This window comes from Stenotrophomonas sp. AC248, from assembly GCF_979258185.1.
Genome location: NZ_OZ409840.1, coordinates 1,052,051 through 1,074,435, shown reverse-complemented (window position 1 = coordinate 1,074,435; position 22,385 = coordinate 1,052,051). Strand labels below are relative to the sequence as shown.

Here is a 22,385-nt window from a genome sequence, read left to right as displayed (position 1 = left end):
GCCTGCGGCGCCAACGCGCCGTCGATGCCGATCACCGCCTGTCTGCCCGCCCTGCGGGTCCCTTCCTGATCTGTGGTGCGCGGCGTGGCCTGCTGGCCGCGCCCGCGCGCGTCTGTCTGCTTTCCTTCGAGGTTATTGCCATGGCCCAGCGCCAGCGTCGTCATACGTCCCTTTCCCGTTGTTCGCTGAGCATCGCCCTGCTCGGCGCGCTCAGTGCCCCGGCCTTCGCCAACGGTGCCGCTGCCAGCTCGCCGACCACCCTGGACAAGGTGGTGGTGACCGCCGCCGGCTTCGAGCAGAAGATCACTGACGCCCCGGCCAGCATCAGCGTGGTCAGCCGCGAAGAACTGAGCAAGCGCCCGTACACCAGCCTGGTGGATGCGCTGCGCGACGTGGAAGGCATCGACGTGGGCATGGAAACCACCGACAAGAACGGCCGCGCCACCATCTCCATGCGCGGCATGCCGTCCGAATACACCCTGGTGCTGATCGACGGCCGCCGCCAGAGCAACGTGGGCCAGCTGTACCCGAACAACTTCGGCGGCGGCCAGTTCGCCTACCTGCCGCCGCTGGATGCGATCGAGCGCATCGAAGTGGTGCGCGGCCCGATGTCCACCCTGTATGGCTCCGATGCGATGGGCGGGGTGATCAACATCATCACCCGGCGCAACCAGGACAGCTGGCACGGCTCGGTCACCCAGGGCTTCACCGTGCAGCAGGACGACCAGTTCGGCGATGCGCGCACCACCGATGTGTATCTGACTGGGCCGTTGCTCAAGGACCGCCTGGCCCTGGCGGTGCGCGGCAGCTACTACGACGCCAAGGCATCCAACCCGGAGTGGGATGACCTGCCGCTGCCGGACGGCACGCTGTGGGAGCGCAGCATCGGCTTCGGCGGTGGCGGCAAGGCGGTGGCCAACACCAACTGGAATACCGGCCTGCGCTTGAACTGGACGATCAACGACGACCACGACCTGAGCCTGGACTACGACGTCTCGCGCCAGAAGTACGACAACAGCGAAGGCCAGACCGGCACCCTGGACAGCGCCGCCAGCCTGTGGCGCGTGGGCAACGCGACCATTCCCAATCCGAACGGCAGCGGCACGGTCACCCGCCGCGTGGTGCAGCCGCGCGTGGGCTACACCGCCTACCAGCGCTATGAGCGCGACCAGCTGGCGTTGAGCCACCAGGGCCGCTACAGCTTCGGTACCTGGCAGACCACGCTGACCCACACCACCAGCAACAACCTGGGCCGCTCGCTGCCGCTGACCCTGGACGAGCGCGCGGACCTGCAGACGCTGTGGAACGATGTGTGCGCACGCACCGGCGCGGCGGCCAACTGCGCCGCAGGGCGTGGCAATGCGCTGACCGCCCTGAACGCCAGCGAGCAGGCCCGCCTGCAGGCGTTCCTGCCGCGCCCGCTGCGCACGATGGAGCTGGAAGGCTACGTGTTGGACACGATGCTCGACATGACCTTCGGCGCGCACAAGCTGACCGTGGGTGGCCAGTACAACGACACCGACATGGTGGACGGCGTGTTCGGCATGGACGGCGCCGGCTACCGTGACAACGTCAAGCAGCAGCACCGGATGTGGTCGGTGTTCGCCGAGGACAACTGGTCGCTGACCGACGCGCTGACCGCCACGGTGGGCGTGCGCTACGACGACCACAACATCTTCGGCAGCCACGTCAGCCCGCGCGGGTATCTGGTGTGGAACGCGAGCGACGCGTGGACGATCAAGGGCGGGGTGAGCACCGGCTACAAGACCCCGCGCCCGGACCAGCTGTTCCCGGGCGTGACCGGGTTCGGTGGCCAGGGCGTGCTGCCGCTGGTGGGTTCACCGAACCTGCAGCCGGAAACGAGCACCAACTATGAGGTGGCGGCGTACTACGCAGGCAGCGACTGGGGCTTCAACGTCACCGGGTTCCTCAACAAGTTCGACGACAAGATCGCCAGCGGCGGCACGTTCCCGAACTGCGAAGTGGCCCCGGCCGGCAACGGCTACTGCGTGGACGTGGGTCCGGGCTGGGCAGCGCTGGGCTACAGCACCTTCAGCCAGAGCGTGAACATCGACAAGGCCGAAACGCGTGGTGTCGAGGCGGCGGCCTACGTGGACCTGCTGGACAGCCTGCAGCTGCGCGGCAACTACTCCTACACCACGTCCGAGCAGACCAGCGGCGTGGACAAGGGCAAGCCGGTGGGCGGCACGACCACGCCGGCCCGGCACATGGCCAATGCCAGCCTGAACTGGCAGCTCAACGATGCGGTCAGTCTGTCGCTGATCGGCGAAGGCCGCTACGACCGCTACCGCGACACGCTGGTGGGCAACGTGGGCGGGGTAAGCACGTCGCAGGTGCGGTATTACGAGGACTACACGATCTTCCACCTGGGCGGCAGCTGGAACATCAACCGCTGGCTGACGCTCAATGCGCGGGTGAACAACCTGTTCGACAAGGACTTCGTGTCGCAGTCGTGCGTGTTGATCAGCGACAGCGAATACAACTGCGTGGACGACTACGCGACCAAGGACCAGCGCCGCAGCTACTGGGTTTCGTTGAACGCGAAGTTCTGAGGAACAAGTGCGTCGGGGCTTTTTTGGGTCTATGGCTGGGTCGGTGGGGGTGGGGTTGCGGGGCACGCTGCAAGTACGTCCGTGTAAGCTCCGTCGCCGCATCCATGCGGCTCAGGGCCCCGCAACCCCACCCCCACCGACCCCAGACAGGTGGTCGGGGGCCCCGGCGCAGTCAAGGGCGGGGGAGCAAGAGCAAGAGCAACAGCAAGTGCAACAGCGAGTGCAACAGCAGCCGAGCAACGCTCGGCTCTACCGGATCGGGGCCTGGTTTTCGCCGAGCCATGCTCGGCACCCCTCTCCAAAAAACGGCCAACAGTCCGCTCTTCCCATGCGCGCCGACCCTGTGTCCACGCGACGGCGGGTATGGGTTCACGGGACCCTCCACCGCATGGATGCGGTGGCGGAGCCTTATCTGACCGGAATCTGGCAGTTTAGGTGTCGAGAGCCGGCGTGGGCCGCCGTGTGAGCCTGGATCTCGACGATCGCCGTGTAGCTTGGCGCCCACGCCGGAATCTCCCTTGATCCGCCCGAACAGTTGCTGGAGCTGTCACTCGAAGCGATAAGACTGGGCAAGCGGGGAGCTCTCGACCCTTCCAGACTATACGGAGTCGGGCGATGAACGGGATCGGGATTGATGTAAGCAAGCGCCGGCTGGATGTTGGAACCTCCGACGGCCAAACCCTGCAGGTCAGCAATGACCCCTCCGGTTTCACTGAATTGGACCTCTGGCTGAGGCAGCGCCCGAGTAACCAGATCGTGCTGGAGGCCACCGGTGGCTACGAACAGCCTGTGCTGGATTTTCTGCACAAGGCCGGTCATCCGGTGGTTCGGGCCAATGCCTTGCGGGCGCGGAAGCTTGCTCAGGGGCTGGGCCAGAGGGCCAAGACCGACCGCTTGGATGCCTATGCATTGGCACAGATGGCCACGCTGGTGAAGCTGCCGGCCTATCAGCCGTTGGAGCCTTGGCAGCAGAAACTGCGGGAGTTTGTGCGGGCACGTCGACAGATGATCCAGGCCTTGGCCGTCGCGCGACAGCAGCAGGAAATGGTGGGTGATCGTGAACTGCGCCGGCTTTTGCAGGCCAACATCACCCACCTGAAGACACTGGTCAAACGCCTGGGAAAGCAGATTGCCGAGCAGCTCGCTCAACAGCCCCAGCTCACGGTTCTGAAGTCGATGAAGGGCGTGGGGCCGGTGGTACAGGCGGTGCTGGCCAGCTACCTGCCTGAGCTGGGCCATATCAGTGGAAAGGCCATCGCCAGCCTGGTGGGCGTGGCGCCGATGTCCCACGACAGCGGGACGATGCGTGGAAAACGAAGCATCCACGGCGGTCGAGCCGAGATCCGTCAGGTGCTTTACATGGCCGGCATGTCAGCCCTGCAGCACGAACCGCGCATACGGGACTTTTACCGGTCGCTACGGGCCCGCGGCAAGGAGGCCAAAGTAGCCATCGTGGCGGTAATGCGAAAGATGCTGGTGATCCTCAACGCCCGCGTGCGCGACGCTCAAAGCGGACCGATCCCCGCCTGAAGCGCGCCCGGGCACATCTCCAACGGCTGCCGGCCAGCGGCCGGCACTACCGTGCCCGTCTGCTGGAGGGGCCGAAGCCTCCTCCAGCAACACAGTTGCTACACGGGTGAGGGCGCATTGCTTGCGAGGCATCGCCTCGCATGCGCCCGAACGCACAGCCGCCAGCGGCTGGGCCGGGCCGCGGAGCGGGACTTGCGGCGTGTCCCGTGAACCCATACCCGCCGTCACGCCCCCACACATCAAAGTGCTGCTTTGCTTGAAAGCTTTGAGCTTTGGCCAAAACCACCCACAAATTGCGAACCATTCTCATCAATGGTGTAATTCGCCATTCGATCAAAGTCCACCCCAGTGCCCACTCCAACCTCCAGCGTGCAGCAGCAACAAAGTCGCGGCTTCTGGCTGCGCACCCTGCACCAGTGGCACTGGATCAGCTCGGCCGTCTGCCTCATCGGCATGCTCCTGTTTGCCGCCACCGGCATCACCCTCAACCACGCCGCCAGGATCGAAGCCACCCCGCAGGTCGTCAACCGCCAGCTGGACCTGCCCGCCGACCTGCTCGCCACGCTCGGCGACCGCGCCGACGGCAACGCGCCCCTGCCCCGTGCCGCCACCCGCTGGCTCGATGCCCAACTGCACATCGCCATCGGCCGCCGCCCCGCCGAATGGTCCGATGGCGAAATCTACCTCTCCATGCCCAGCCCCGGCGGTGACGCCTGGCTCAGCATCGACCGCGACAGTGGCGCCGTCGAATACGAAGCTACCACCCGCGGCTGGGTCTCCTACTTCAACGACCTCCACAAAGGCCGCAACGCCGGACCCGCCTGGGGCTGGTTCCTCGACGTGTTCGCTGCCGCCTGCCTGGTCTTCTGCATCACCGGCCTGTTCCTGCTCCACCTGCATGCCCGCCAGCGGCGCATGACCTGGCCCCTGGTCGGCCTCGGCCTGATGATCCCCCTGCTCATCGCCCTCATCCTCATCCACTGATCGCCCCCACGGAGCCGCACCATGCGCGTCACCCTGACCATCGCCCTGAGCGGCCTGCTCGCCACCAGCCCCGCCTACGCCGCCACCCTCGACATCAACGTCGAAGTGCCCAAGCTCACCGTCGCCGAATATCACCGCCCCTACGTCGCCGTGTGGCTGGAAGGCGCCGACCAGAAAGTGGCCGCCAACCTCTCGGTCTGGTACCAGCAGACCGGCAACAGCGAAGGCCATGGCACCAAGTGGCTGCCCGACCTGCGCCAGTGGTGGCGCAAGAGCGGCCGCACCCTGGACGTGCCCGTCGACGGCGTCACCGGCCCCACCCGCCCCGCCGGCAAGCAGGCCCTGTCGTTCAACGACAAGCAGCCCGCGCTGAAGGCCCTGGCCCCCGGCAACTACACCCTCGTGGTCGAAGCCGTGCGCGAAGTCGGTGGCCGCGAACTGCTCAAAATCCCCTTCACCTGGCCGGTCACCACCGCCCAGAACGGCAAGGCGCAGGGCGCCACCGAACTCGGCCTGGTCACCCTCACCGCCAAACCGTGACCTTCCGCCCGTCTTCGCCGGCGGGCACACCACACCCCCGCACCGCCGCGTAGCATCGGCGGTCGGACCGTTCCCCGTTCACCGGGCACGTCCCTTGCACCTGCCCCCTTACATGGAGTTGTTGATGAAGCGCTCGCTCGTCCTAGCCGCCGCCCTGGCCGCCGCACTTCCGTTCTCCGCCCTGGCCCACAAAGCCTGGCTGCAGCCCTCGCAGACCGTCGTCGCCGGCGAGAAGCCGTGGATCACCGTCGATGCGGCCGTGTCCAACGACCTGTTCTACTTCAACCACGTGCCGCTGCGCCTGGACAACCTGATCATCACCGCCCCGGACGGCACCCTCGTGCAGCCGCAGAACGCGGCCACCGGCAAGTTCCGCAGCGTGTTCGATGTCGAGCTCACCCAGCAGGGCACCTACCGCCTGGCCACCGTCAACAACGGCCTGTCGGCCAGCTGGGAAGAAGACGGCAAGCCCAAGCGCTGGCGCGGCACCCCGGCCACCTTCGCCACCGAAGTGCCGAAGAAGGCCAAGAAGCTGCAGGTAGCGCAGTCGGTCGGCCGGGTGGAAACCTTCGTCACCAACGGCACCCCCAACGACACCGCGCTGAAGCCGACCAAGCAGGGCATCGAAATGGTCGCACTGGGTCATCCCAACGACCTGGTTGCCGGCGAAGCCGCCCGCTTCCGCGTGCTGGTCGACGGCAAGCCGCGCGCCGGCCTGGCCTTCGAGATCACCCGTGGCGGCACGCGCTACCGCAACGCCCAGGAAGAGATCAAGGTCACCACCGACAAGAAGGGCGAGTTCAGCGTCACCTGGCCCGAGGCTGGCATGTACTGGCTGGAAACCGGCAGCGAAGACAAGAAGACCTCGCTCAAGCAGGCCAAGACCCGCCGTCTGAGCTACGTGGCCACCCTCGAAGTGCTGCCGCAGTAACCCGCGCAGTTCCACTTCAGGCCGCACCGGCGGCACGCCCCCTCCCCGGCGGAGGGGGCCTTTGACCAGGATCGATGATGGCGCGGGCCGCATGCCCACCCTGCCCCAGCCCATGAATGACGTACCCCTCGACATCGCCAGCCTCGGTGGCCAGCACCATGGGCACCACCTGGCAGGTAAAGCTGGTGGTCGCGCGCGCGCGCGATCTGCACCCCCTGCATGCCGGCATCCAGGCCCAGCTCGACGCCATCGTGGCGCAGATGAGCACCTGGGAAGCCAACAGTGACATCGCCCGTTTCAACCGTGCCGCGCCCGGCAGCGCACAGCGCGTGCCCGACCTGTTCGCACGCGTGGTGGACGCCGCCGTGGACATCGCCCGCCGCAGCGCGGGCGCCTTCGACCCCACCGTGGGGCCGCTGGTCGCGCTGTGGGGATTTGGCGCGCACGCCCACGCACAACGCATTCCCGACCCCGCCACGCTGGCCGCCACCCGCGCCCGCTGCGGCTGGCAGCGCCTGCACTGGGCCGACCAGACCCTGCAGCAACCCGGTGGCGTGGAACTGGATCTGTCCGCCATTGCCAAAGGCTTCGGCGTGGACCAGGTCAGCGCCTGGCTGCGCCAGCAGGGCGTGCACGCCGCGCTGGTGGAAGTGGGCGGTGAACTGCACGGCTACGGCCGCAAGCCCGATGGCCAGCCATGGCGCGTACTGGTCGAAGCCGGTCCCGAGGAAGAGGCCAGCGCCGCGCTGCCACCGCGGGTGCTCGCACTGGATGACCTGGCCGTGGCCACCTCCGGCGACCGCTGGCACCACTTCGAACAGGACGGCGCGCAGTTCAGCCACACCCTGGACCCGCGCACCGGCGCGCCGGTCACGCGTGCCGCCGCGGCCGTCACCGTGGCCGCACACGATGCGATGCACGCCGACGGCTGGGCGACCGCGCTGACCGTGATGGGCGTTACGCAGGGCCTGGCCTTCGCCCGCGAGCACGCGCTGGCCGCACGTTTTGTCAGCCGCGGCGCGCACGGCATCGAAGAACACATGAGCCCGGCCTTCGCGCAGCTGCTTGATGCACCGCCGGCGCCGCGCGCATGAGCCGTCCGTCGCGCGCCACGGTCGGCAACGTGCTGGTGATCGCCCTGCTGGTGGTGATGGCGTGGCTGCTGCTGCGCCTGCACCTGCAGGAACCGTGGTGGCAGGGCGCACCGCTGGCATCGCACTGGCGCATCGCCGCCGCCAGCGTGTTCGGCTATGCCGTGCTCTGCGCCCTGATCTGGTGGCGGGGCCGGCCGCGCGACGATGCCGCGGTGGCAGGCGGGCAGGCACCACTGCTGCTGGTCTGGGCCAGCCAGACCGGCTTTGCCCAGCAACTGTGCGAACGCAGCGCCGAGGCCCTGCGCGCGGCGGGCATACCGGTGCGGCTGCGCGGCTTGCACCAGGTGGACGCCAGCACGCTGCAGCAGGCCACGCAGGTCCTGTTCATCGCCAGCACCACCGGCGAGGGCGATGCGCCCGACCACGCGCTGCCGTTCCTGCGCACGGTGATGCCACAGGCGCTGGCACTACCGCAGCTGCAGTACGGCGTGCTTGCACTGGGCGACCGCAGCTACGGGCACTTCTGCGCGTTCGGCCACCAACTGGATGCGTGGTTGCGCCAGCACGGTGCGCACCCGTTGTTCGACACCGTGGAAGTGGACAACGCCGACCCGGCTGCGCTGCGCCACTGGCAGCAGTTGCTGGGCCAGCTCGGCGGCACCGCCACCGACCTGCCCGACTGGACCCCGGCCGATTACCTGTACTGGCAGCTGCGCAGCCGCACGCTGGAAAACCCGGGCAGCCCCGGTGCCGGCACCTGGCGCGTATCGCTGGTGCCCGCCGACGGCGTCCTGCCCGCGTGGCAGGCCGGCGACGTGGTGGAAATCGGCCCGCGGCATGCGCCCGCCGCGGTGGATGCGTGGCTGGCCGCCACCGCGCTGGACGGCACGCAGCAGATCGACGGCGACACCCTGCACACGCACCTGTCGCGCGCGCATCTGCCCGATGCCGATGAAACACCGGACAACGATGCGGCGGCATTGGTGGCGTCATTGCGCCCGTTGCCGCACCGCGAATACTCCATCGCCAGCATGCCCGGCGAAGGCCACGTGCAGCTGCTGCTGCGCCGGCAACTGCGTCCGGACGGCACGCCCGGTCTGGGCAGCGGCTGGTTGTGCGACCACGCAGCGCTGGGCGGCCGCATCGACCTGCGCTTCCGCAGCAACCCGAATTTCCATGCCCCTGCGCCAGACGCCCCGCTGATCCTGATCGGCAACGGCACCGGCATCGCCGGCCTGCGCGCGCACCTGCGTGCCCGCATCGACGCCGGCGCGCGGCGCACCTGGCTGCTGTTCGGCGAGCGCACGCAGGCGCACGATTTCTACTTTGGCGACGAACTGACCGCCTGGCAGCAGGCCGGCTGGATCGAACACCTGGATACGGTGTTCAGCCGCGACGGCGGCGAGCACCGCTACGTGCAGGATCGCCTGCAGGCCCACATCGACCGGCTGTGGGAGTGGTCGCGCGAAGGCGCCACGATCCTGGTCTGCGGCAGCCTGCAGGGCATGGCCCCGGCCGTGGACGCAGTGATCGAACGCGCGTTGGGCCGCGAAGGCAAGGAAGCGCTGATCGTGGCCGGCCGCTACCGGCGCGACGTGTATTGAGTGCACGGACGCGCCGCGCGCCGGTGACGTTGGTGCCCAAACGACCGCCGAAGATCTTTCGCACCACCACCGGCTCCCAATCGACGCTGATGACCGTTGGCACCACCACCGGTAGGGTCGGTTCCCAAACGACGGCCCATAACGGTGATCGCCGCGACGAACGCATGACCCGCAACGGAGCCGCCTTCGACACAGGTCATGCCACCACCGAACGCTGCACGGGCTATCGGCAGTCGATCGGGATGCGACCCTACCAAGGCAGATCACGCCGCCACCGCCCCCAATAAACGGCCGATGACCTCTCGCACCAACGCCGGCTCCCAATCAACCGCCGATGACCGTTTGCACAACCACCGGTAGGGTCGGTTCCCAAACGACTGCCGATGACGGTGATCGGTACGGCGAACGCATGACCCGCAACGGGGCCGCCCTCGATACAGGTCATGCCGCCACCGAACGTTGCACACGCTATCGGCAGTCGATCGGGATGCGACCCTACCAGGGCAGTTCACGCCGCTACCGCCCCCAATAAACGGCCGATGACCTCTCGCGCCGCCACCGGCCTCCAAACGACCGCCGATGACCTCTCGCGCGACCGCCGGCTCCCAATCAACCGCCGATGACCGTTGGCACCACCACCGGTAGGGTCGGTTCCCAAACGACTGCCGATGGCAATGATCGCCGCGGCGAACGCATGACCCGCAACGGGGGCGCCTTCGACACAGGTCATGCCACCACCGAACGCTGCACGGGCTATCGGCAGTCGATCGGGATGCGACCCTACCAAGGCAGATCACGCCGCCACCGCCCCCAATAAACGGCCGATGATCTCTCGCGCCACCGCCGGTTTCCAAGCGACGGCCGATGACCTCTCGCGCGACCGCCGGCTCCCAATCAACCGCCGATGACCGTTGGCACAACCACCGGTAGGGTCGGTTCCCAAACGACTGCCCATAACGGTGATCGCCGCGACGAACGCATGACCCGCAACGGAGCCGCCTTCGACACAGGTCATGCCACCACCGAACGCTGCACAGGCTATCGGCAGTCGATCGGGATGCGACCCTACCAAGGCAGATCACGCCGCCACCGCCCCCAATAAACGGCCGATGACCTCTCGCACCAACGCCGGTTTCCAAGCGACGGCCGATGACCTCTCGCGCGACCGCCGATGACCGTTTGCACGACCACCGGTAGGGTGGGTTCCCAAACGACTGCCGATGACGGTGATCGACGCGGCGAACGCATGACCCGCAACGTGGCCGTCTTCGACACAGGTCATGCCACCACCGAACGCTGCACAGGTTATCGGCAGTCGATCGGGATGCGACCCTACCGTGGGCTCAGTCGAATCGCGAGCAGTTCACCGCCGCCACGCAACGCAAATCGCGTGCGCGGGCCGGCCGCCAGCCAGGCGGTGTCGCCGGCTTCCATTGGCGGCAGGTCGGTGTCGCCCTCGAACTGCGCCTGCCCGGCCAACAAATGGATCGCCCACGCCGTGGTCGGTTCGGTGAAGAAGAACATGCTGCCCACCAGCGGTCGGTGCAGCAGTTCGGCCTCCAGTGCGTCGCGGCGCCACATCAGGTTGAAGTCGTGGGTGAGCCCGTCCACCAGCTCGCCGTGGATCTCCGCTTCGCCGGCAAAGCGCACCCGGTCGTGCGGCGGCAGCAGCGTCTGCACGGCCCCGTCGGCGAAGCGCAGACGCAGGCCTTCGCCGCGCAGCAACACCAGTTCGCGCTCGATGCCGGGGAACGAGGAGAACGCCGCATCCTGCTCGATCTCGGCGATCGACAGGCGCACCTGCCAATCATCGGTGTCGGGCACGCGCAGAATTTCCCGCGTCCAGCCCAGCCCATTGCGCCAGCGCTCGCGGCGGTACTCAAAACTTGGAATCACGCGCGTGGCCGCGCTCAGGACAGGGTCGGTCGACATGCCCGCATTGTGCCTCAGCCGGCGCGGCCGCCGCAGTCCGGACCCAGCAGCTGCGAGCGCGCCAGCCAGTCCTTGTCGGGGTAGTAGGCGAACACCATCGCACCGTCACGCAGGCTGTTGATGAGCGGCTTGGCCACGGTCAGCCGTACCGCCGGGCAGCCGAGGCTGCGGCCCAGCCGGCCCTGCAACCGGGCCATCGTCGGGTTCACATACGGCGCACCGTGGATGACGATGGCGCGGTCGCGCGCTTTGTCGTTGAAGCCCGGCTCCAGCCCTTCCAGGCGCAATGAATACCCATTGCCGCCCATATAGGTTTCCTTGGCGGTAAACGCGCCCAGGCTGGACATGAAGCTGCCATCGCGATTGGAAAAATGTTCGGTCTGGTTGCCGCCGCTGTTGCGGCCATGCGCCACCCATTCCTCGAACAGCAGTTTCTGCCGGGCCAGGTCGAACACCCACATGCGCTGCTCGGTGGACGGGCGCGAGTAGTCGATCACGCTCAGCCGGGTCGGGTCGATGCCCAGCTCCGGCCGCCGCAGCGCGCAGGTCATCGCCTTGGCCGCCAGCTGCAGCACCTTGCGGTCGGCGCCCGGCGCCGCGCGCGCCAGCATGTCGGCCAGCTTCGCCGGCGGCAGCGGTGCCGGCGCGGCGGCAGCGCACGCGCCCACGGCCGACCCGGCCAGCGCCAGCCCACACAGGGCAGTTCGAGTTATCCGGGTCACGCGCATGGACGACATACCAACAGGGCCAATCCCTACAAGGTGGACCCACCCGCGTCCGATTCCAACACCGGCTGCAGGTTCTGTTCATCGGCCACCGGGCGTACCGCCGGCAGGCTGGTCACCAACAGCGTGGTGCCCGGCACCAGCGCCTTGTACAGCTGCTCGGCAAATTCAGGCGGCAGCGCCATCGGCAGGCTGGGGGTAGCCAGCAGGTCCGGGCTGGCGTTGCCGGCGCTCTGCCCCAGCAACGGGTAGGCGGTCCACTTGTGCAGGCGCTGGTGCGCGTCCAGCGGGCTGGGCACGTCCGAGTAGCCCTGCTGCATCACGAACAGGGTGGTGCCCTCGAACGCCGGCAGCGCCTTGGCCTCCAGCCGCGATTCGCCAATCAGCACGCCATCACGCAGCACGTACAGGCGCTGGTCGTGCAGGCTGACCAGGATGCCCACCTGGCCATTCGGCGCGGCCGCGTCGTTCCAGTAATGCGCCGGCGCATCGGTGGTTTCCACCAGCGGCTTGCCGGTGCTGTTCACCGGGGCCAGCACCGCCGGGTAGGCCAGGGTCATCGGCGCGCTCTTGGCGTCGGCCACCACCACGGTGTCGCCGCGCTTGGTTTCACCGAACAGCTTCTGTGCGAACGCCTGCGGCAGGCGCACGCAGCCGTGCGAGGCCGGGTGCCCGGGCAGGTTGCCGCCGTGCAGGGCGATGCCGTCCCAGGTCAGCCGCTGCATGTAGGGCATCGGCGCACTGTTGTAGAGGTTGGACTTGTGGTCCTTGTCCTTCTGCAGAATGGTGAACACACCGGTGGGGGTTTCATGCCCGGTCTTGCCCGAGCTGATCGTGCTCAGGCCGATGGCGATGCCGTTGCGGTACACATAGGCGCGCTGCTCGTCCAGGCTGACCACCAGCACGATCGGCCCGGCCGGCGAGATTTCCGGATGCCAGAGAAATTCGCCCGGCTTGAGATCGGTGGGCCCGCGCGGTGCGGCGGTGGCTTTTTCGACGGCGGCTGCGGCCGGCGGTGCAGCGACCGCAACCGAGCAGAGTCCGCTGGCGAACAGGGTGGCCAGGGCCAGGGTAAGCAACGCGCGGCGTGGTGCCATGGGGTCATTCCATCCAGTGATGCGCAGACGCTACACCAACGCGCTGCATGAAACAGGTGTTCGCAGGGCGGGGAGCCGCCGCCACGCAGCGTGTGGCGCCAGCGGCGCGAACACACCACGCCGTCCAAAAAGAAATTGCCCGGCCACGCATCCCTGCGCAGTACCGGGCAATCGTCACATCCTTGTCGGCATCCCGCCTTCCCCCTGTGCATCCTGCCCAGTATGGGTGCCGGCCATGCTCCCTGCACTCGGCCGTATCCTGTTCCGCCATCACAGCCCTTCCCGGGTCTGGATGCCACCGTCCTGGTGGATCCGCGCCATTCCTTCCGCGCCCGCATCCCTGCGCACCGCGTCCCTGCGTATGTCGGTGTCACCGCGCGTCCTGCGCGGCAACCAGTGACAGGCTCCCTGCCCGTCCCCGACCTGTCCTGTCTGGTCAGCGCCTCGGTACGGATGCCGGCAACGCCCTCCTGGGCGATTCCGCGGCGGGACTCTTCATGATCCCCGTCGTCATCCGTTGTCGATTCCGTTCGACCGTTGCTGTCCCTATCCCCTTCACCCGCGTCAAATCCTCGACGCGAAGGAAGTGGCCGTGTTGTCGCCGGTACGCGACGATCGCGTCGGCCTTGTGTGGCCCCACGTTCGCCAATCCCTGCTGCAGCGTCGACGCATCTGCTGTATTGATGTCGATCCGGTCGGATGCTTGCGCAGCCCCCATCAGCAACAGTCCCAGCACCAGCGCCTTACACGAAAACCAAGGCCCCACCTTGCTACTCCTTGTGGCTCGGAACCGGTGCCTGCCGGCTATCCCGTCGGAAGCTCCAGCGTGCCTCGCCACATACACACAGCCTATCGTCCACAGCAGCTTCACACAGCCAGCCAAATACCTGACGTTGTGTAGGGAAATCCCTACCCCTCTCCCGGGCGTAGAATGTGAGGACTTGCCAATGCATCCGGAGTGTCAGATGGACAGCACCAAACTCGGCCAATTCGTCAGTGAGAAGTGGGACAGCGAAATCGTCCCGCAATTGGTCGATTACATCCGTATTCCCAACAAATCGCCGATGTTCGACGCAGATTGGGTGGCCAATGGGTACATGGAGCAGGCCGTTACCCTGATGGAAACCTGGGCCCGTGCCCAGAATCTGCCGGGCCTGACGGTGGAGGTGGTGCGCCTGGAAGGCCGCACGCCGCTGCTGCTGCTGGAAATCCCCGCCTCCGGCGCCGAGACCGGCGACGACACCATCCTGCTGTACGGCCACCTGGACAAGCAGCCGGAAATGACCGGCTGGGACGACGACCTGGGCCCGTGGATTCCGGTGCTGCGCGGCGACAAGCTGTACGGCCGCGGTGGCGCCGACGACGGTTACGCCATGTTCGGTTCGCTGGCTGCCGTGCTGGCGCTGCAGGAACAGGGCCTGCCGCATGCGCGCTGCGTGGTGCTGATCGAAGCCTGCGAAGAATCGGGCAGCTACGACCTGCCGGCCTACGTGGACCACCTGGCCGACCGCATCGGCAAGCCGTCGCTGGTGGTGTGCCTGGATTCGGGCTGCGCCAACTACGACCAGCTGTGGTGCACCACCTCGCTGCGCGGCCTGACCGGCGGCAACTTCTCGGTCAAGGTACTCAACGAAGGCGTGCATTCCGGCGATGCCTCCGGCGTGATCCCGTCCAGCTTCCGTCTGCTGCGCCAGCTGCTGTCGCGCATCGAGGACGAGAACACCGGCCGCATCCTGATCGACGGCATGAATGTCGAGATCCCGGCCGAGCGCCTGGAACAGGCCAAGCGCGCCGCCGATGTGGTAGACACCGCGATCTTCGAGAAATTCCCGATGGTCGACGGCCTGAAGCCGATGAACGAAGACCTCACCGAGCTGGTGCTCAACCGCACCTGGCGCCCGGCGTTGTCGGTGACCGGCGTGGACGGCATGCCGCCGCTGGCGTCGGCCGGCAACGTGCTGCGCCCGCATACCGCGGTGAAGCTGTCGCTGCGCCTGCCGCCCACCGCCGACGGCAAGGCCTGCGGCGAGCTGCTCAAGGAAGCGCTGCTGCGCGATCCGCCGAACGGTGCGGAAGTGAAGCTGGACCTGGAAAAGGCCTCCAGCGGCTGGAACGCCCCGGCCATGGCGCCGTGGCTGACCCAGGCCATCGACGATGCCAGCCAGACCTTCTTCGGCAAGCCGGCGATGTACATGGGCGAAGGCGGCTCGATCCCGTTCATGGGCATGCTGGGTGAGAAGTTCCCCGGCGCGCAGTTCATGATCACCGGCGTGCTGGGCCCGCATTCCAACGCGCATGGCCCGAACGAGTTCCTGCACATTCCGATGGGCAAGAAGGTCACCGCGTGCGTGTCCAAGGTGATCAGCGAGCACTACGCGGCCAGCCTGCGCGGCGAGACCAGCGGTTCGCCGGTTGCCGCCGACAGCGGCACCCGCCACGGCGGCCACGGCTGCTGCTGATTGCGTGATGCCGTGACGGACGCAGCCTGGCCTTGCTAGGCTGCGTCCATCCTTCGACGGCGCAGATGGCATGAACGGACTGTTTGGCAGCACCAGCTGGCTCTACATCATCCTGGTCGGCTTCGTGGTCGGCCTGCTCGGGCGCTTCTTCATGCCCGGCAACAATCGCATGGGCTGCCTGCTGACCATCGTGCTGGGCATCGTCGGCGCACTGCTGGCCGGCTGGTTCGGCCAGTACATGGGCTGGTATGCCGCCGGTGAGCCGGCCGGTTTCCTCGGCGCGGTCCTTGGTGCGGTGGCCGTGCTCGCAGTGCTGCGACTGGTCAGCGGCGGCGACAAGCGCTGAGCCCCCGCACGTTTCCCATTCCCCTGGCGCCCCCCGGTGCCGCTTCGACGTACCTGTCCATGAACGATCCTGCTTCCGATCCCCTGCGCGCCGAACTGCGCCGCCAGTGGGCCAGCACCGCGCTGAACGACCCGCAGCTGGCGCTCGACCGCGCCTCGGTCGACGCCGGGTTCCGCAGCTACTGGCGTGCCACCAGCACGCGCGGCAGCCACATCGTGATGGACTCCCCGCCCGGGCTGGAGGACGTGCGCCCGTGGCTGCGCATGCACGACCTGCTGGAACCCAACGGCGTGCGCGTGCCGCAGGTGCTCGAGCGCGATGTCGAGCAGGGCTTCCTGCTGCTGGAAGACCTGGGCGGGCCCACGCTGGCCCGGCACATCGACGACCGCAATGCCGATGCGTGGTTCGATGCCGCGTTCGCGCAGCTGATCCGCCTGCAACAGATTCCCGTGCCCGAGGGCATGGGCAGCTTCGGTGAGGCGCTGCTGCAGCGCGACGCCGGGCTGTTTGACGAATGGTTCCTGCAGCGCCACCTGGGCCTGCAGCTGGACTGTGGCGAGCTGGAGCAGCTGCAGTTGGTACACCGGCGGCTGATGGACAACGCGCTGAACCAGCCGCAGGTGCTCACCCACCGCGACTTCATGCCGCGCAACCTGATGCCGGTCGACGGCGGCCCGGCCGTGCTGGACTTCCAGGACCTGGTGCGCGGGCCGATCGCCTACGACCCGGTGAGCCTGTTCAAGGATGCGTTCCTGAGCTGGCCGCTGGCCAAGGTGGATGCGTGGCTGGCGCGCTACCACGCCCAGGCGCTGGCCGCGGGCCTGCCGGTGCGGCCGTGGCCGCAATTCCTGCGCGACGCCGACTGGATGGGCGTGCAGCGCCATCTGAAGATCCTGGGCCTGTTCGTGCGCCTGCGCGACCGCGACGGCAAGGGCCACTATTTCGACGACGCGCCGCGCTTCATCGCCTACCTGGACGAAGTGCTGCCGCGCCATCCCGAACTGGCCGCGCTGGACGACCTGCTGCAGCGGCGCATCAAACCGGCGTTGGCGCAGCTGGCCAGCCCGGTGCTGGCGCGCCCATGAAGGCACTGATTTTCTCGGCGGGCAAAGGCGAGCGCATGCGCCCGCTGACCCTGCACACGCCCAAGCCGCTGCTGCGGGCCGGCGGCAAGCCGTTGATCGCCTGGCACCTGGAAAAGCTGGCCGCTGCGGGCGTCCGTGAGGTGGTGGTCAACACCTCGTGGCTGGGGGACCAGTTCGCCCCCGCCTTGGGCGACGGCGCGCGCTGGGGCCTGCGCCTGCACCTCATCGACGAAGGCCCGGTACCACTGGAAACCGGCGGCGGCATCCTCAACGCCTTACCGCTGCTCGGCGATGCGCCGTTCCTGGTGGTCAACGGCGATGTCTGGACCGACCTGGATTTCGGCACGCTGCCGGAGGCACCGGCGGGCGATGCGCACCTGGTGCTGGTCGACAATCCGGTCCAGCATCCGCGCGGCGATTTCATCCTGCATCCCGATGGCCGCATTGATGAAGATGGCGACGCCGCACGCCTGACCTATGCCGGCATCGGCGTGTACCGCCCGGCCATCCTTGACCGCTGGCGCGCGGTGATCGGCGCCACCGCAGGCGCGGCGGCCCAACCGCCGCAGTTCGGCCTGGCCCCGCTGCTGCGGCATGCCATGGGCCAGGGCCGCGTGGGCGGGCAGCATCACCGCGGGCGCTGGACCGACGTGGGCACGCCGGAGCGTCTGGCGCAGCTGGACGCCCAGTTGCAGTCCCGGCACGGGTAAAACACCGCAGGCACGAACCTGGGCGACCCGGTGGTAGAGCCGACCGTTGGTCGGCTGCTCTCCGCCCGAGCCGACCAGAGCAGCCGACCAACGGTCGGCTCTACAACCGGTGCGGGCCGTCTTCCAGGACCTGCCGCAGGAACGGCACGGTGATGCGTCGCTGTGCGGCCAGCGATTCGCGGTCCAGCCAGTCCAGCAGGCTGACCAGGCTGCCCAGTTCGCGGCCGGTGCGGGTCAGCAGCCATTCGATCGCCGCCTCGTCGATGGCCAGGCCACGGCGCAACGCGCGTTCGCGCAGCACCGCCGCGCGGCCTTCGTCATCCAGCGGCTGCAGCTGCACGCGGACGCACTGCTGCAGGCGCGAGCGCAGGTCCGGCAGCACCAGGCCGAGCTGGTCCGGCCCGTGCTGGGCGGTATACAGCAGGGTGATGCCGGCACTGCGCGCGCGGTTGTGGAAATCGAACAGCGCCACCTCGTCCTCGCGCTGCCCGGCCACCGCATCCAGCCCATCCAGCGCGACCAGGTCGCGCCCTTCCAGCGATTCCAGCGCGGCACGGGTGCGCCCCACCACCGCCTTCAGCGGCAGGTAGGTCGGCTGGCGGCCGACCTGTTCGGCCAGCGAGCACATCGCCAGCGCCTGGTGGGTCTTGCCGGTGCCGGCCGCGCCTTCCAGGTACACCCAGTCGTGCGCGGCCCCCACCGCGATCGCACGCAGCTGCGCCAGCGCACCATCCGGTGCACCGATGAAGGTTTCCAGTCGCTCGTCCTGCGGGTAGCGCAGGGCGAGCGGCAACTGCGGAACGACGCTCACTTCGAGTCAGGCGCCTTCGGTGAGGTATCCACGATGATGGTGGGCGTGTCGATGTAGGAATCCAGCACGATCGCCGACTTCTCGCCGGCATACAGGTCGCTCTGGCGGTAACGCTGGTGTGCATAGCGCAGCAGCACGTTGCTCACCGCCGCCACCGGCAGCGCCAGCAGCATGCCCAGGAAGCCGAACAACTGGCCACCGGCCATCACCGCGAAGATCACCGCCACCGGGTGCAGGCCGATCTTGTCGCCCACGATGCGCGGGGTGAGCACGTAGCTTTCCAGCAGCTGGCCGACGGTGAACACCACGCCGACCAGGATCAGCAGCTTCAGGTCGAAGCCCTGCGCCTGCACCAGCGCGGCACCGATGGCCATCACGATGCCGGTGGTGGCGCCCAGGTAGGGAATGAAACTGATCAGGCCGGCCACCAGGCCGATCAACAGGCCCAGCTTCAGCCCCACCAGCGACAGGCCGGCGGCATACACCACGCCCAGCGCGATCATCACCAGGAACTGGCCGCGGATGAACGCGCCCAGCACCTCGTCGGACTCGCGGGCCAGCTTGGTGATGGTGCCGATGTGGTTGCGCGGGATCATCGACGCCACCCGCTCCACCAACTTGTCCCAGTCACGCAGGAAGTAGAACGCCAGGATCGGCAGCAGCAGGATGTTGACCACCCAGGTCACCATCGTGAAGCCCGAGCGCGACACGTAGCCGAAGAAGGTCTTGGCGAAGCCGCCCGCCTGCTGCCAGTGGCTGCGTACCCACTCGATCAGCCGGTCCGGGTCCATCCACTGCATGATCTCCAACCCGGTCTTCTGCTCGAACCACGGAATGCCGGTCTGCATCAGCCACTGCTGGGCCTGCGGGATGGCCGCCACCAGCGTGGCGATCTGGCGCTCGATCATCGGCACCAGGATCAGCAGCGCGGCGGTGATCAGCAGGATCATCGCCACGAACACCAGCACCACGCCGGTGTTGCGCGAGCGGCCGGTGGCTTCGATGCGGTCGACCAGCGGGTCGCCCAGCCACGCCAGCGCCAGGGCCAGCACGAACGGGGTGAGGATCGGGCCCAGCAGCCAGATCACCCAGCCCACTGCCAGCGCCGCCAGAACGTACTTGAGGCGGCGCAGGAACTGCGCGATCTCGGCTTCGGGAGTGAGGATCATCGCAGTCGGTACTCGTTGCTGGCCGGGGGCGGCGGGGTGCCGGGGGCGTCATCGCCGTCGACCGGCACCGGCAGCGGGGCCAGCGGCACGATCACGCCGTTGTCGCCGAGCATGCGGTTCAGGCCGGACAGGCCGGTGGTCATCTCCAGCGACAGCTCCAGGCGGTTGCCCGACGCGCGCAGCGGGGTGATGTTGCGCACCACCGGGTTTTCACGCAGGCCGGCGGCCAGGCGCAGGTAGTCCTCGGCACTGTCCAGCCCGCTCACCACGATGGTGTAGCTGCCGGCCGCGCCGGTGGCGGCCCCGGCCTTGGCGTACCGCCGGACCAGCGCGTCGGCGGTGCCGTCGGCGCCGCTGGCCATGGCACGGCGGGCGTCGGTGTCCTTGGTGGTCCACTTGTTCAGTTCCTTGCCACCGTCCACGAACACCCAGTCGGCCACCCAGCCGCCGTTGGCGCGGTACAGCTTGCCCACCAGCTGCATCGGCGGGGCGTAGCGCGAGGAGGCGCGGGCCACCGCGGCGGTGTCCTGGCGCCAGATGGCGCCCACCACCGCCTGCTCGGCGGCGCTGCCACCGGGCAGGCCCAGCTTGTAACCGCGTTCGATGGCGCGGTTCAGCAACGGGCGGGCGGCGTTGGCCTGCTGCACGCTGACCAGACGCGGGCCGCTGCCATCGTCGATGGCCAGCCAGACCACCGGCTTGGGCCGCGGCTGCGGCCACAGCGGCAGCCCCAGCGCGGAAATCAGCCCATCCACGTCGTCCTGGCGGAAACGGGCCACCAGGGTGGTGCGGAAACTGGGCGCCCCGCTGGCCGAGGTGCTCTGGTCCTGCCGATAGTCATAGCTGGCCACGTAATCCTTGGCCCCGCGCAGGGCCTGGGCCACGCCCGGGCGGCCCATCACGCTGCGGTCGCCCGACAGCTTGGCCAGCACGTTGCCCAGCGCGCGCGCCAACGCGCCATTGCGGTCGGCGTCGGCCTGGCTGTTGACCGGCACTTCGGCCTCATAGGCGCCCGTGGCGCTGGCCACGTCGCCTTCGGTACGCAGGCCGCTCTGGGCCATCGTGGCCACCGGCAGGCATAGCGTGAGGAGCATCATCAAAAAGAGGCTGCGGCGCATCAGGACTTCCATTGAGCGTATCCGGGGGGAATTGTTGCCCGAATAGGGCCTGCGCGCCAACGTGGCCTGTTAAAATCGCCGATTCACCCCAGCGCAGCGCCGACGCCCGTGACCAACTCCCCGTCCAACCCCTCTCCCCTGACCTACCGCGACGCCGGTGTCGACATCGACGCGGGCAATGCACTGGTCGAGCGCATCAAGCCGCTGGTCAAGCGCAGCTTCCGCCCCGAAGTGATGGGCGGGCTGGGGGGCTTCGGCGCGCTGTTCGACCTGTCCAACAAGTACCGCGAGCCGGTGCTGGTGTCGGGCACCGACGGCGTGGGCACCAAGCTGAAGCTCGCACAACAGCTGGGCCGCCATGACACCATCGGCATCGACCTGGTGGCCATGTGCGTGAACGACGTGCTGGTGCAGGGCGCCGAGCCGCTGTTCTTCCTGGACTACTTCGCCACCGGCAAGCTGGACATCGACACCGCCGCGGCGGTCGTGGGCGGCATCGCCAACGGCTGCACCGAGGCCGGCTGCGCGCTGATCGGCGGCGAAACGGCTGAAATGCCCGACATGTACGCCCCGGGCGAGTACGACCTGGCCGGTTTCACCGTGGCCGGGGTCGAGAAGAGCGAACTGAAGGACGGCGCCAGCGTGGCCGCCGGCGACGTGCTGATGGGCATCGCCTCCTCCGGCCCGCACTCCAACGGGTACTCGCTGGTGCGCCGCATCTACGACCGCGCCGGCCAGCCGGCGGACCTGGAGCTCGACGGCGGGGTCAAGCTGGTCGACGCGCTGATGGCCCCCACCCGGCTGTACGTCAAGCCGATCCTGGCGCTGCTGAAGGAACATGGCGCGGCCATCCACGGCATGGCCCACATCACCGGTGGCGGCCTCACCGAGAACATCATCCGCGTGGTGCCCGATGGCCTGGGCCTGGACATCCAGGCCAACGCGTGGACCCTGCCGCCGGTGTTCCAGTGGCTGCAGAAGGAAGGCGCGGTGGCCGACAGCGAGATGTGGCGCACCTTCAACTGCGGCATCGGCTTCGTGCTGATCGTGGCCGCTGACCAAGTGGAGACCGTGTCCGCTGCCGTGACCGCACAGGGCCTGGACCACTGGACCATCGGCACGGTGACCGTCGCCGACGGTGCCGAGCGCGTCAAGATCGGTTGATCGCGCCCATGGAGCCCCGCATGGATGCCCTCGCTCCACCGCCGCTGCCGCCCCGGTTGCCCATGGCACCGCCGCGCGGCGGCCAGGACGACGCGGCGCAGCTGCGCCTGTTGTCGGTGCTGCACTACGTAATGGCCGGCTTCACCGCGCTGTTTTCCTTTTTCCCGGTGATCTACCTGGTGCTGGGCATCGCGGTGCTCAGCGGGTCCATGCCGGTGGACAGCAGCACGGCGTCGTCGCCGGGCGAGGTCCAGCTGATGGGCTGGGTGTTCACCGGCCTGGGTGCGGTGTTCTTCGTGGGCATGCTCGGCATGGCCGGACTGGTCGGCTACGCCGGGCGCTGCCTGGCGCGCGAGCAGCGCCACACGCTGTGCATGGTCGCCGCCGGCGTGTGCTGCATGTTCATGCCGCTGGGCACCATCCTGGGCGTGTTCACCCTGGTCACCCTGACCCGCACCTCGGTGCGTGAGCGCTTCGCGCACGGCGCCACCCCGCCCCCTTCCACGCCCTGAC

At 68.2% G+C, this 22,385-nt stretch carries 19 protein-coding genes and 1 pseudogene; 13 read left to right on the top strand and 7 right to left on the bottom strand.

Annotation, left to right across the window (positions count from 1 at the left end; all coding sequences use genetic code 11):
* Window positions 1-140 precede the first annotated feature (140 nt).
* The 7 genes and pseudogenes from ACZ0AE_RS04975 to ACZ0AE_RS04945 all read left to right on the top strand — a co-directional run bounded on the left by ACZ0AE_RS04975 (window position 141) and on the right by ACZ0AE_RS04945 (window position 9,256).
* Window positions 141-2,573, top strand: coding sequence for a TonB-dependent receptor domain-containing protein (locus ACZ0AE_RS04975; protein WP_463600509.1), 2,433 nt, complete (start codon window positions 141-143; stop codon window positions 2,571-2,573).
* A gap of 615 nt (window positions 2,574-3,188) precedes the next feature.
* Entirely contained in the window at window positions 3,189-4,103 is a 915-nt protein-coding gene (locus tag ACZ0AE_RS04970) for an IS110 family RNA-guided transposase (RefSeq protein ID WP_038690353.1), read from the top strand.
* Window positions 4,104-4,451: 348 nt separating this feature from the next.
* Window positions 4,452-5,087 (top strand): PepSY-associated TM helix domain-containing protein, encoded by a 636-nt coding sequence (locus ACZ0AE_RS04965; protein ID WP_463600508.1) that lies wholly within the window; start codon window positions 4,452-4,454, stop codon window positions 5,085-5,087.
* A 21-nt stretch (window positions 5,088-5,108) separates the two neighbouring features.
* Window positions 5,109-5,627, top strand: a complete 519-nt coding sequence (locus ACZ0AE_RS04960; RefSeq protein ID WP_137188805.1) for a DUF2271 domain-containing protein — start codon at window positions 5,109-5,111, stop codon at window positions 5,625-5,627.
* Between the two features lie 124 nt (window positions 5,628-5,751).
* On the top strand, window positions 5,752-6,558 hold the full coding sequence (locus ACZ0AE_RS04955) for a DUF4198 domain-containing protein (protein WP_038692444.1): 807 nt from the start codon (window positions 5,752-5,754) through the stop codon (window positions 6,556-6,558).
* 112 nt (window positions 6,559-6,670) lie between these two features.
* Window positions 6,671-7,652 (top strand): annotated as a pseudogene (locus ACZ0AE_RS04950) (FAD:protein FMN transferase).
* Window positions 7,649-9,256, top strand: coding sequence for a sulfite reductase subunit alpha (locus ACZ0AE_RS04945; RefSeq protein WP_463600507.1), 1,608 nt, complete (start codon window positions 7,649-7,651; stop codon window positions 9,254-9,256). Before ACZ0AE_RS04950 ends, ACZ0AE_RS04945 begins: the two are co-directional and overlap by 4 nt.
* A 1,332-nt stretch (window positions 9,257-10,588) precedes the next feature.
* On the opposite strand, the gene ACZ0AE_RS04940 is transcribed toward ACZ0AE_RS04945, so the two are convergent.
* From ACZ0AE_RS04940 to ACZ0AE_RS04925, 4 genes are all read right to left on the bottom strand, one after another.
* Window positions 10,589-11,188 carry a HutD/Ves family protein gene (locus tag ACZ0AE_RS04940; protein WP_463600506.1) on the bottom strand — a complete coding sequence of 200 codons (600 nt, stop codon included), beginning with the start codon at window positions 11,186-11,188 and terminating at the stop codon, window positions 10,589-10,591.
* A 14-nt stretch (window positions 11,189-11,202) separates the two neighbouring features.
* Window positions 11,203-11,916: a murein L,D-transpeptidase catalytic domain family protein gene (locus ACZ0AE_RS04935; protein WP_463600505.1), complete on the bottom strand. Its 714-nt coding sequence runs from the start codon at window positions 11,914-11,916 to the stop codon at window positions 11,203-11,205.
* Window positions 11,917-11,942: 26 nt separating this feature from the next.
* Window positions 11,943-13,010: a L,D-transpeptidase gene (locus ACZ0AE_RS04930; protein WP_463600504.1), complete on the bottom strand. Its 1,068-nt coding sequence runs from the start codon at window positions 13,008-13,010 to the stop codon at window positions 11,943-11,945.
* 436 nt (window positions 13,011-13,446) lie between these two features.
* Window positions 13,447-13,746, bottom strand: coding sequence for a ComEA family DNA-binding protein (locus ACZ0AE_RS04925; protein ID WP_463600503.1), 300 nt, complete (start codon window positions 13,744-13,746; stop codon window positions 13,447-13,449).
* A 229-nt stretch (window positions 13,747-13,975) separates the two neighbouring features.
* Between ACZ0AE_RS04925 and ACZ0AE_RS04920 the strand changes: the two genes are divergently transcribed.
* From ACZ0AE_RS04920 to murU, 4 genes are all read left to right on the top strand, one after another.
* Window positions 13,976-15,469, top strand: coding sequence for a M20 family metallopeptidase (locus ACZ0AE_RS04920; protein ID WP_038689935.1), 1,494 nt, complete (start codon window positions 13,976-13,978; stop codon window positions 15,467-15,469).
* A gap of 70 nt (window positions 15,470-15,539) precedes the next feature.
* Complete coding sequence (locus ACZ0AE_RS04915) at window positions 15,540-15,815, top strand: GlsB/YeaQ/YmgE family stress response membrane protein (protein ID WP_038689937.1); 276 nt, start codon at window positions 15,540-15,542, stop codon at window positions 15,813-15,815.
* Window positions 15,816-15,874: 59 nt separating this feature from the next.
* On the top strand, window positions 15,875-16,900 hold the full coding sequence (locus ACZ0AE_RS04910) for an aminoglycoside phosphotransferase family protein (protein WP_447592332.1): 1,026 nt from the start codon (window positions 15,875-15,877) through the stop codon (window positions 16,898-16,900).
* The gene (gene murU / locus ACZ0AE_RS04905) at window positions 16,897-17,610 is read left to right on the top strand and encodes an N-acetylmuramate alpha-1-phosphate uridylyltransferase MurU (protein WP_038689941.1); all 714 of its coding nucleotides are present in this window, start codon (window positions 16,897-16,899) and stop codon (window positions 17,608-17,610) included. Before ACZ0AE_RS04910 ends, murU begins: the two co-directional genes overlap by 4 nt.
* 100 nt (window positions 17,611-17,710) lie before the next feature.
* On the opposite strand, the gene hda is transcribed toward murU, so the two are convergent.
* Genes hda through ACZ0AE_RS04890 form a run of 3 tightly spaced genes read right to left on the bottom strand, consistent with a single transcriptional unit; the run spans window position 17,711 to window position 20,708 of the window.
* Window positions 17,711-18,421 (bottom strand): DnaA regulatory inactivator Hda, encoded by a 711-nt coding sequence (gene hda / locus ACZ0AE_RS04900; protein ID WP_463600502.1) that lies wholly within the window; start codon window positions 18,419-18,421, stop codon window positions 17,711-17,713.
* Window positions 18,418-19,590: an AI-2E family transporter gene (locus ACZ0AE_RS04895; RefSeq protein WP_038689945.1), complete on the bottom strand. Its 1,173-nt coding sequence runs from the start codon at window positions 19,588-19,590 to the stop codon at window positions 18,418-18,420. Before ACZ0AE_RS04895 ends, hda begins: the two co-directional genes overlap by 4 nt.
* Window positions 19,587-20,708 (bottom strand): DUF2066 domain-containing protein, encoded by a 1,122-nt coding sequence (locus ACZ0AE_RS04890; RefSeq protein ID WP_181406134.1) that lies wholly within the window; start codon window positions 20,706-20,708, stop codon window positions 19,587-19,589. The genes ACZ0AE_RS04895 and ACZ0AE_RS04890 overlap by 4 nt, the downstream gene beginning before the upstream one ends.
* 108 nt (window positions 20,709-20,816) lie before the next feature.
* Between ACZ0AE_RS04890 and purM the strand changes: the two genes are divergently transcribed.
* Both purM and ACZ0AE_RS04880 read left to right on the top strand, forming a co-directional pair.
* On the top strand, window positions 20,817-21,872 hold the full coding sequence (gene purM / locus ACZ0AE_RS04885) for a phosphoribosylformylglycinamidine cyclo-ligase (RefSeq protein WP_463600501.1): 1,056 nt from the start codon (window positions 20,817-20,819) through the stop codon (window positions 21,870-21,872).
* 20 nt (window positions 21,873-21,892) lie between these two features.
* Complete coding sequence (locus ACZ0AE_RS04880) at window positions 21,893-22,384, top strand: hypothetical protein (RefSeq protein WP_463600500.1); 492 nt, start codon at window positions 21,893-21,895, stop codon at window positions 22,382-22,384.
* The last annotated feature ends 1 nt before the right edge of the window (window position 22,385 follow it).

Excerpts from the sequence above, each read along its gene's own strand:
- ACZ0AE_RS04975 (WP_463600509.1), top strand. The coding sequence starts at position 141 with ATGGCCCAGCGCCAGCGTCGTCATACGTCCCTTTCCCGTTGTTCGCTG.
- ACZ0AE_RS04970 (WP_038690353.1), top strand. The coding sequence starts at position 3,189 with ATGAACGGGATCGGGATTGATGTAAGCAAGCGCCGGCTGGATGTTGGA.
- ACZ0AE_RS04960 (WP_137188805.1), top strand. The coding sequence starts at position 5,109 with ATGCGCGTCACCCTGACCATCGCCCTGAGCGGCCTGCTCGCCACCAGC.
- ACZ0AE_RS04955 (WP_038692444.1), top strand. The coding sequence starts at position 5,752 with ATGAAGCGCTCGCTCGTCCTAGCCGCCGCCCTGGCCGCCGCACTTCCG.
- ACZ0AE_RS04945 (WP_463600507.1), top strand. The coding sequence starts at position 7,649 with ATGAGCCGTCCGTCGCGCGCCACGGTCGGCAACGTGCTGGTGATCGCC.
- ACZ0AE_RS04940 (WP_463600506.1), bottom strand. The coding sequence starts at position 11,188 with ATGTCGACCGACCCTGTCCTGAGCGCGGCCACGCGCGTGATTCCAAGT.
- ACZ0AE_RS04935 (WP_463600505.1), bottom strand. The coding sequence starts at position 11,916 with ATGCGCGTGACCCGGATAACTCGAACTGCCCTGTGTGGGCTGGCGCTG.
- ACZ0AE_RS04930 (WP_463600504.1), bottom strand. The coding sequence starts at position 13,010 with ATGGCACCACGCCGCGCGTTGCTTACCCTGGCCCTGGCCACCCTGTTC.
- ACZ0AE_RS04920 (WP_038689935.1), top strand. The coding sequence starts at position 13,976 with ATGGACAGCACCAAACTCGGCCAATTCGTCAGTGAGAAGTGGGACAGC.
- ACZ0AE_RS04915 (WP_038689937.1), top strand. The coding sequence starts at position 15,540 with ATGAACGGACTGTTTGGCAGCACCAGCTGGCTCTACATCATCCTGGTC.
- ACZ0AE_RS04910 (WP_447592332.1), top strand. The coding sequence starts at position 15,875 with ATGAACGATCCTGCTTCCGATCCCCTGCGCGCCGAACTGCGCCGCCAG.
- murU (WP_038689941.1), top strand. The coding sequence starts at position 16,897 with ATGAAGGCACTGATTTTCTCGGCGGGCAAAGGCGAGCGCATGCGCCCG.
- ACZ0AE_RS04895 (WP_038689945.1), bottom strand. The coding sequence starts at position 19,590 with ATGATCCTCACTCCCGAAGCCGAGATCGCGCAGTTCCTGCGCCGCCTC.
- ACZ0AE_RS04890 (WP_181406134.1), bottom strand. The coding sequence starts at position 20,708 with ATGCGCCGCAGCCTCTTTTTGATGATGCTCCTCACGCTATGCCTGCCG.
- ACZ0AE_RS04880 (WP_463600500.1), top strand. The coding sequence starts at position 21,893 with ATGGATGCCCTCGCTCCACCGCCGCTGCCGCCCCGGTTGCCCATGGCA.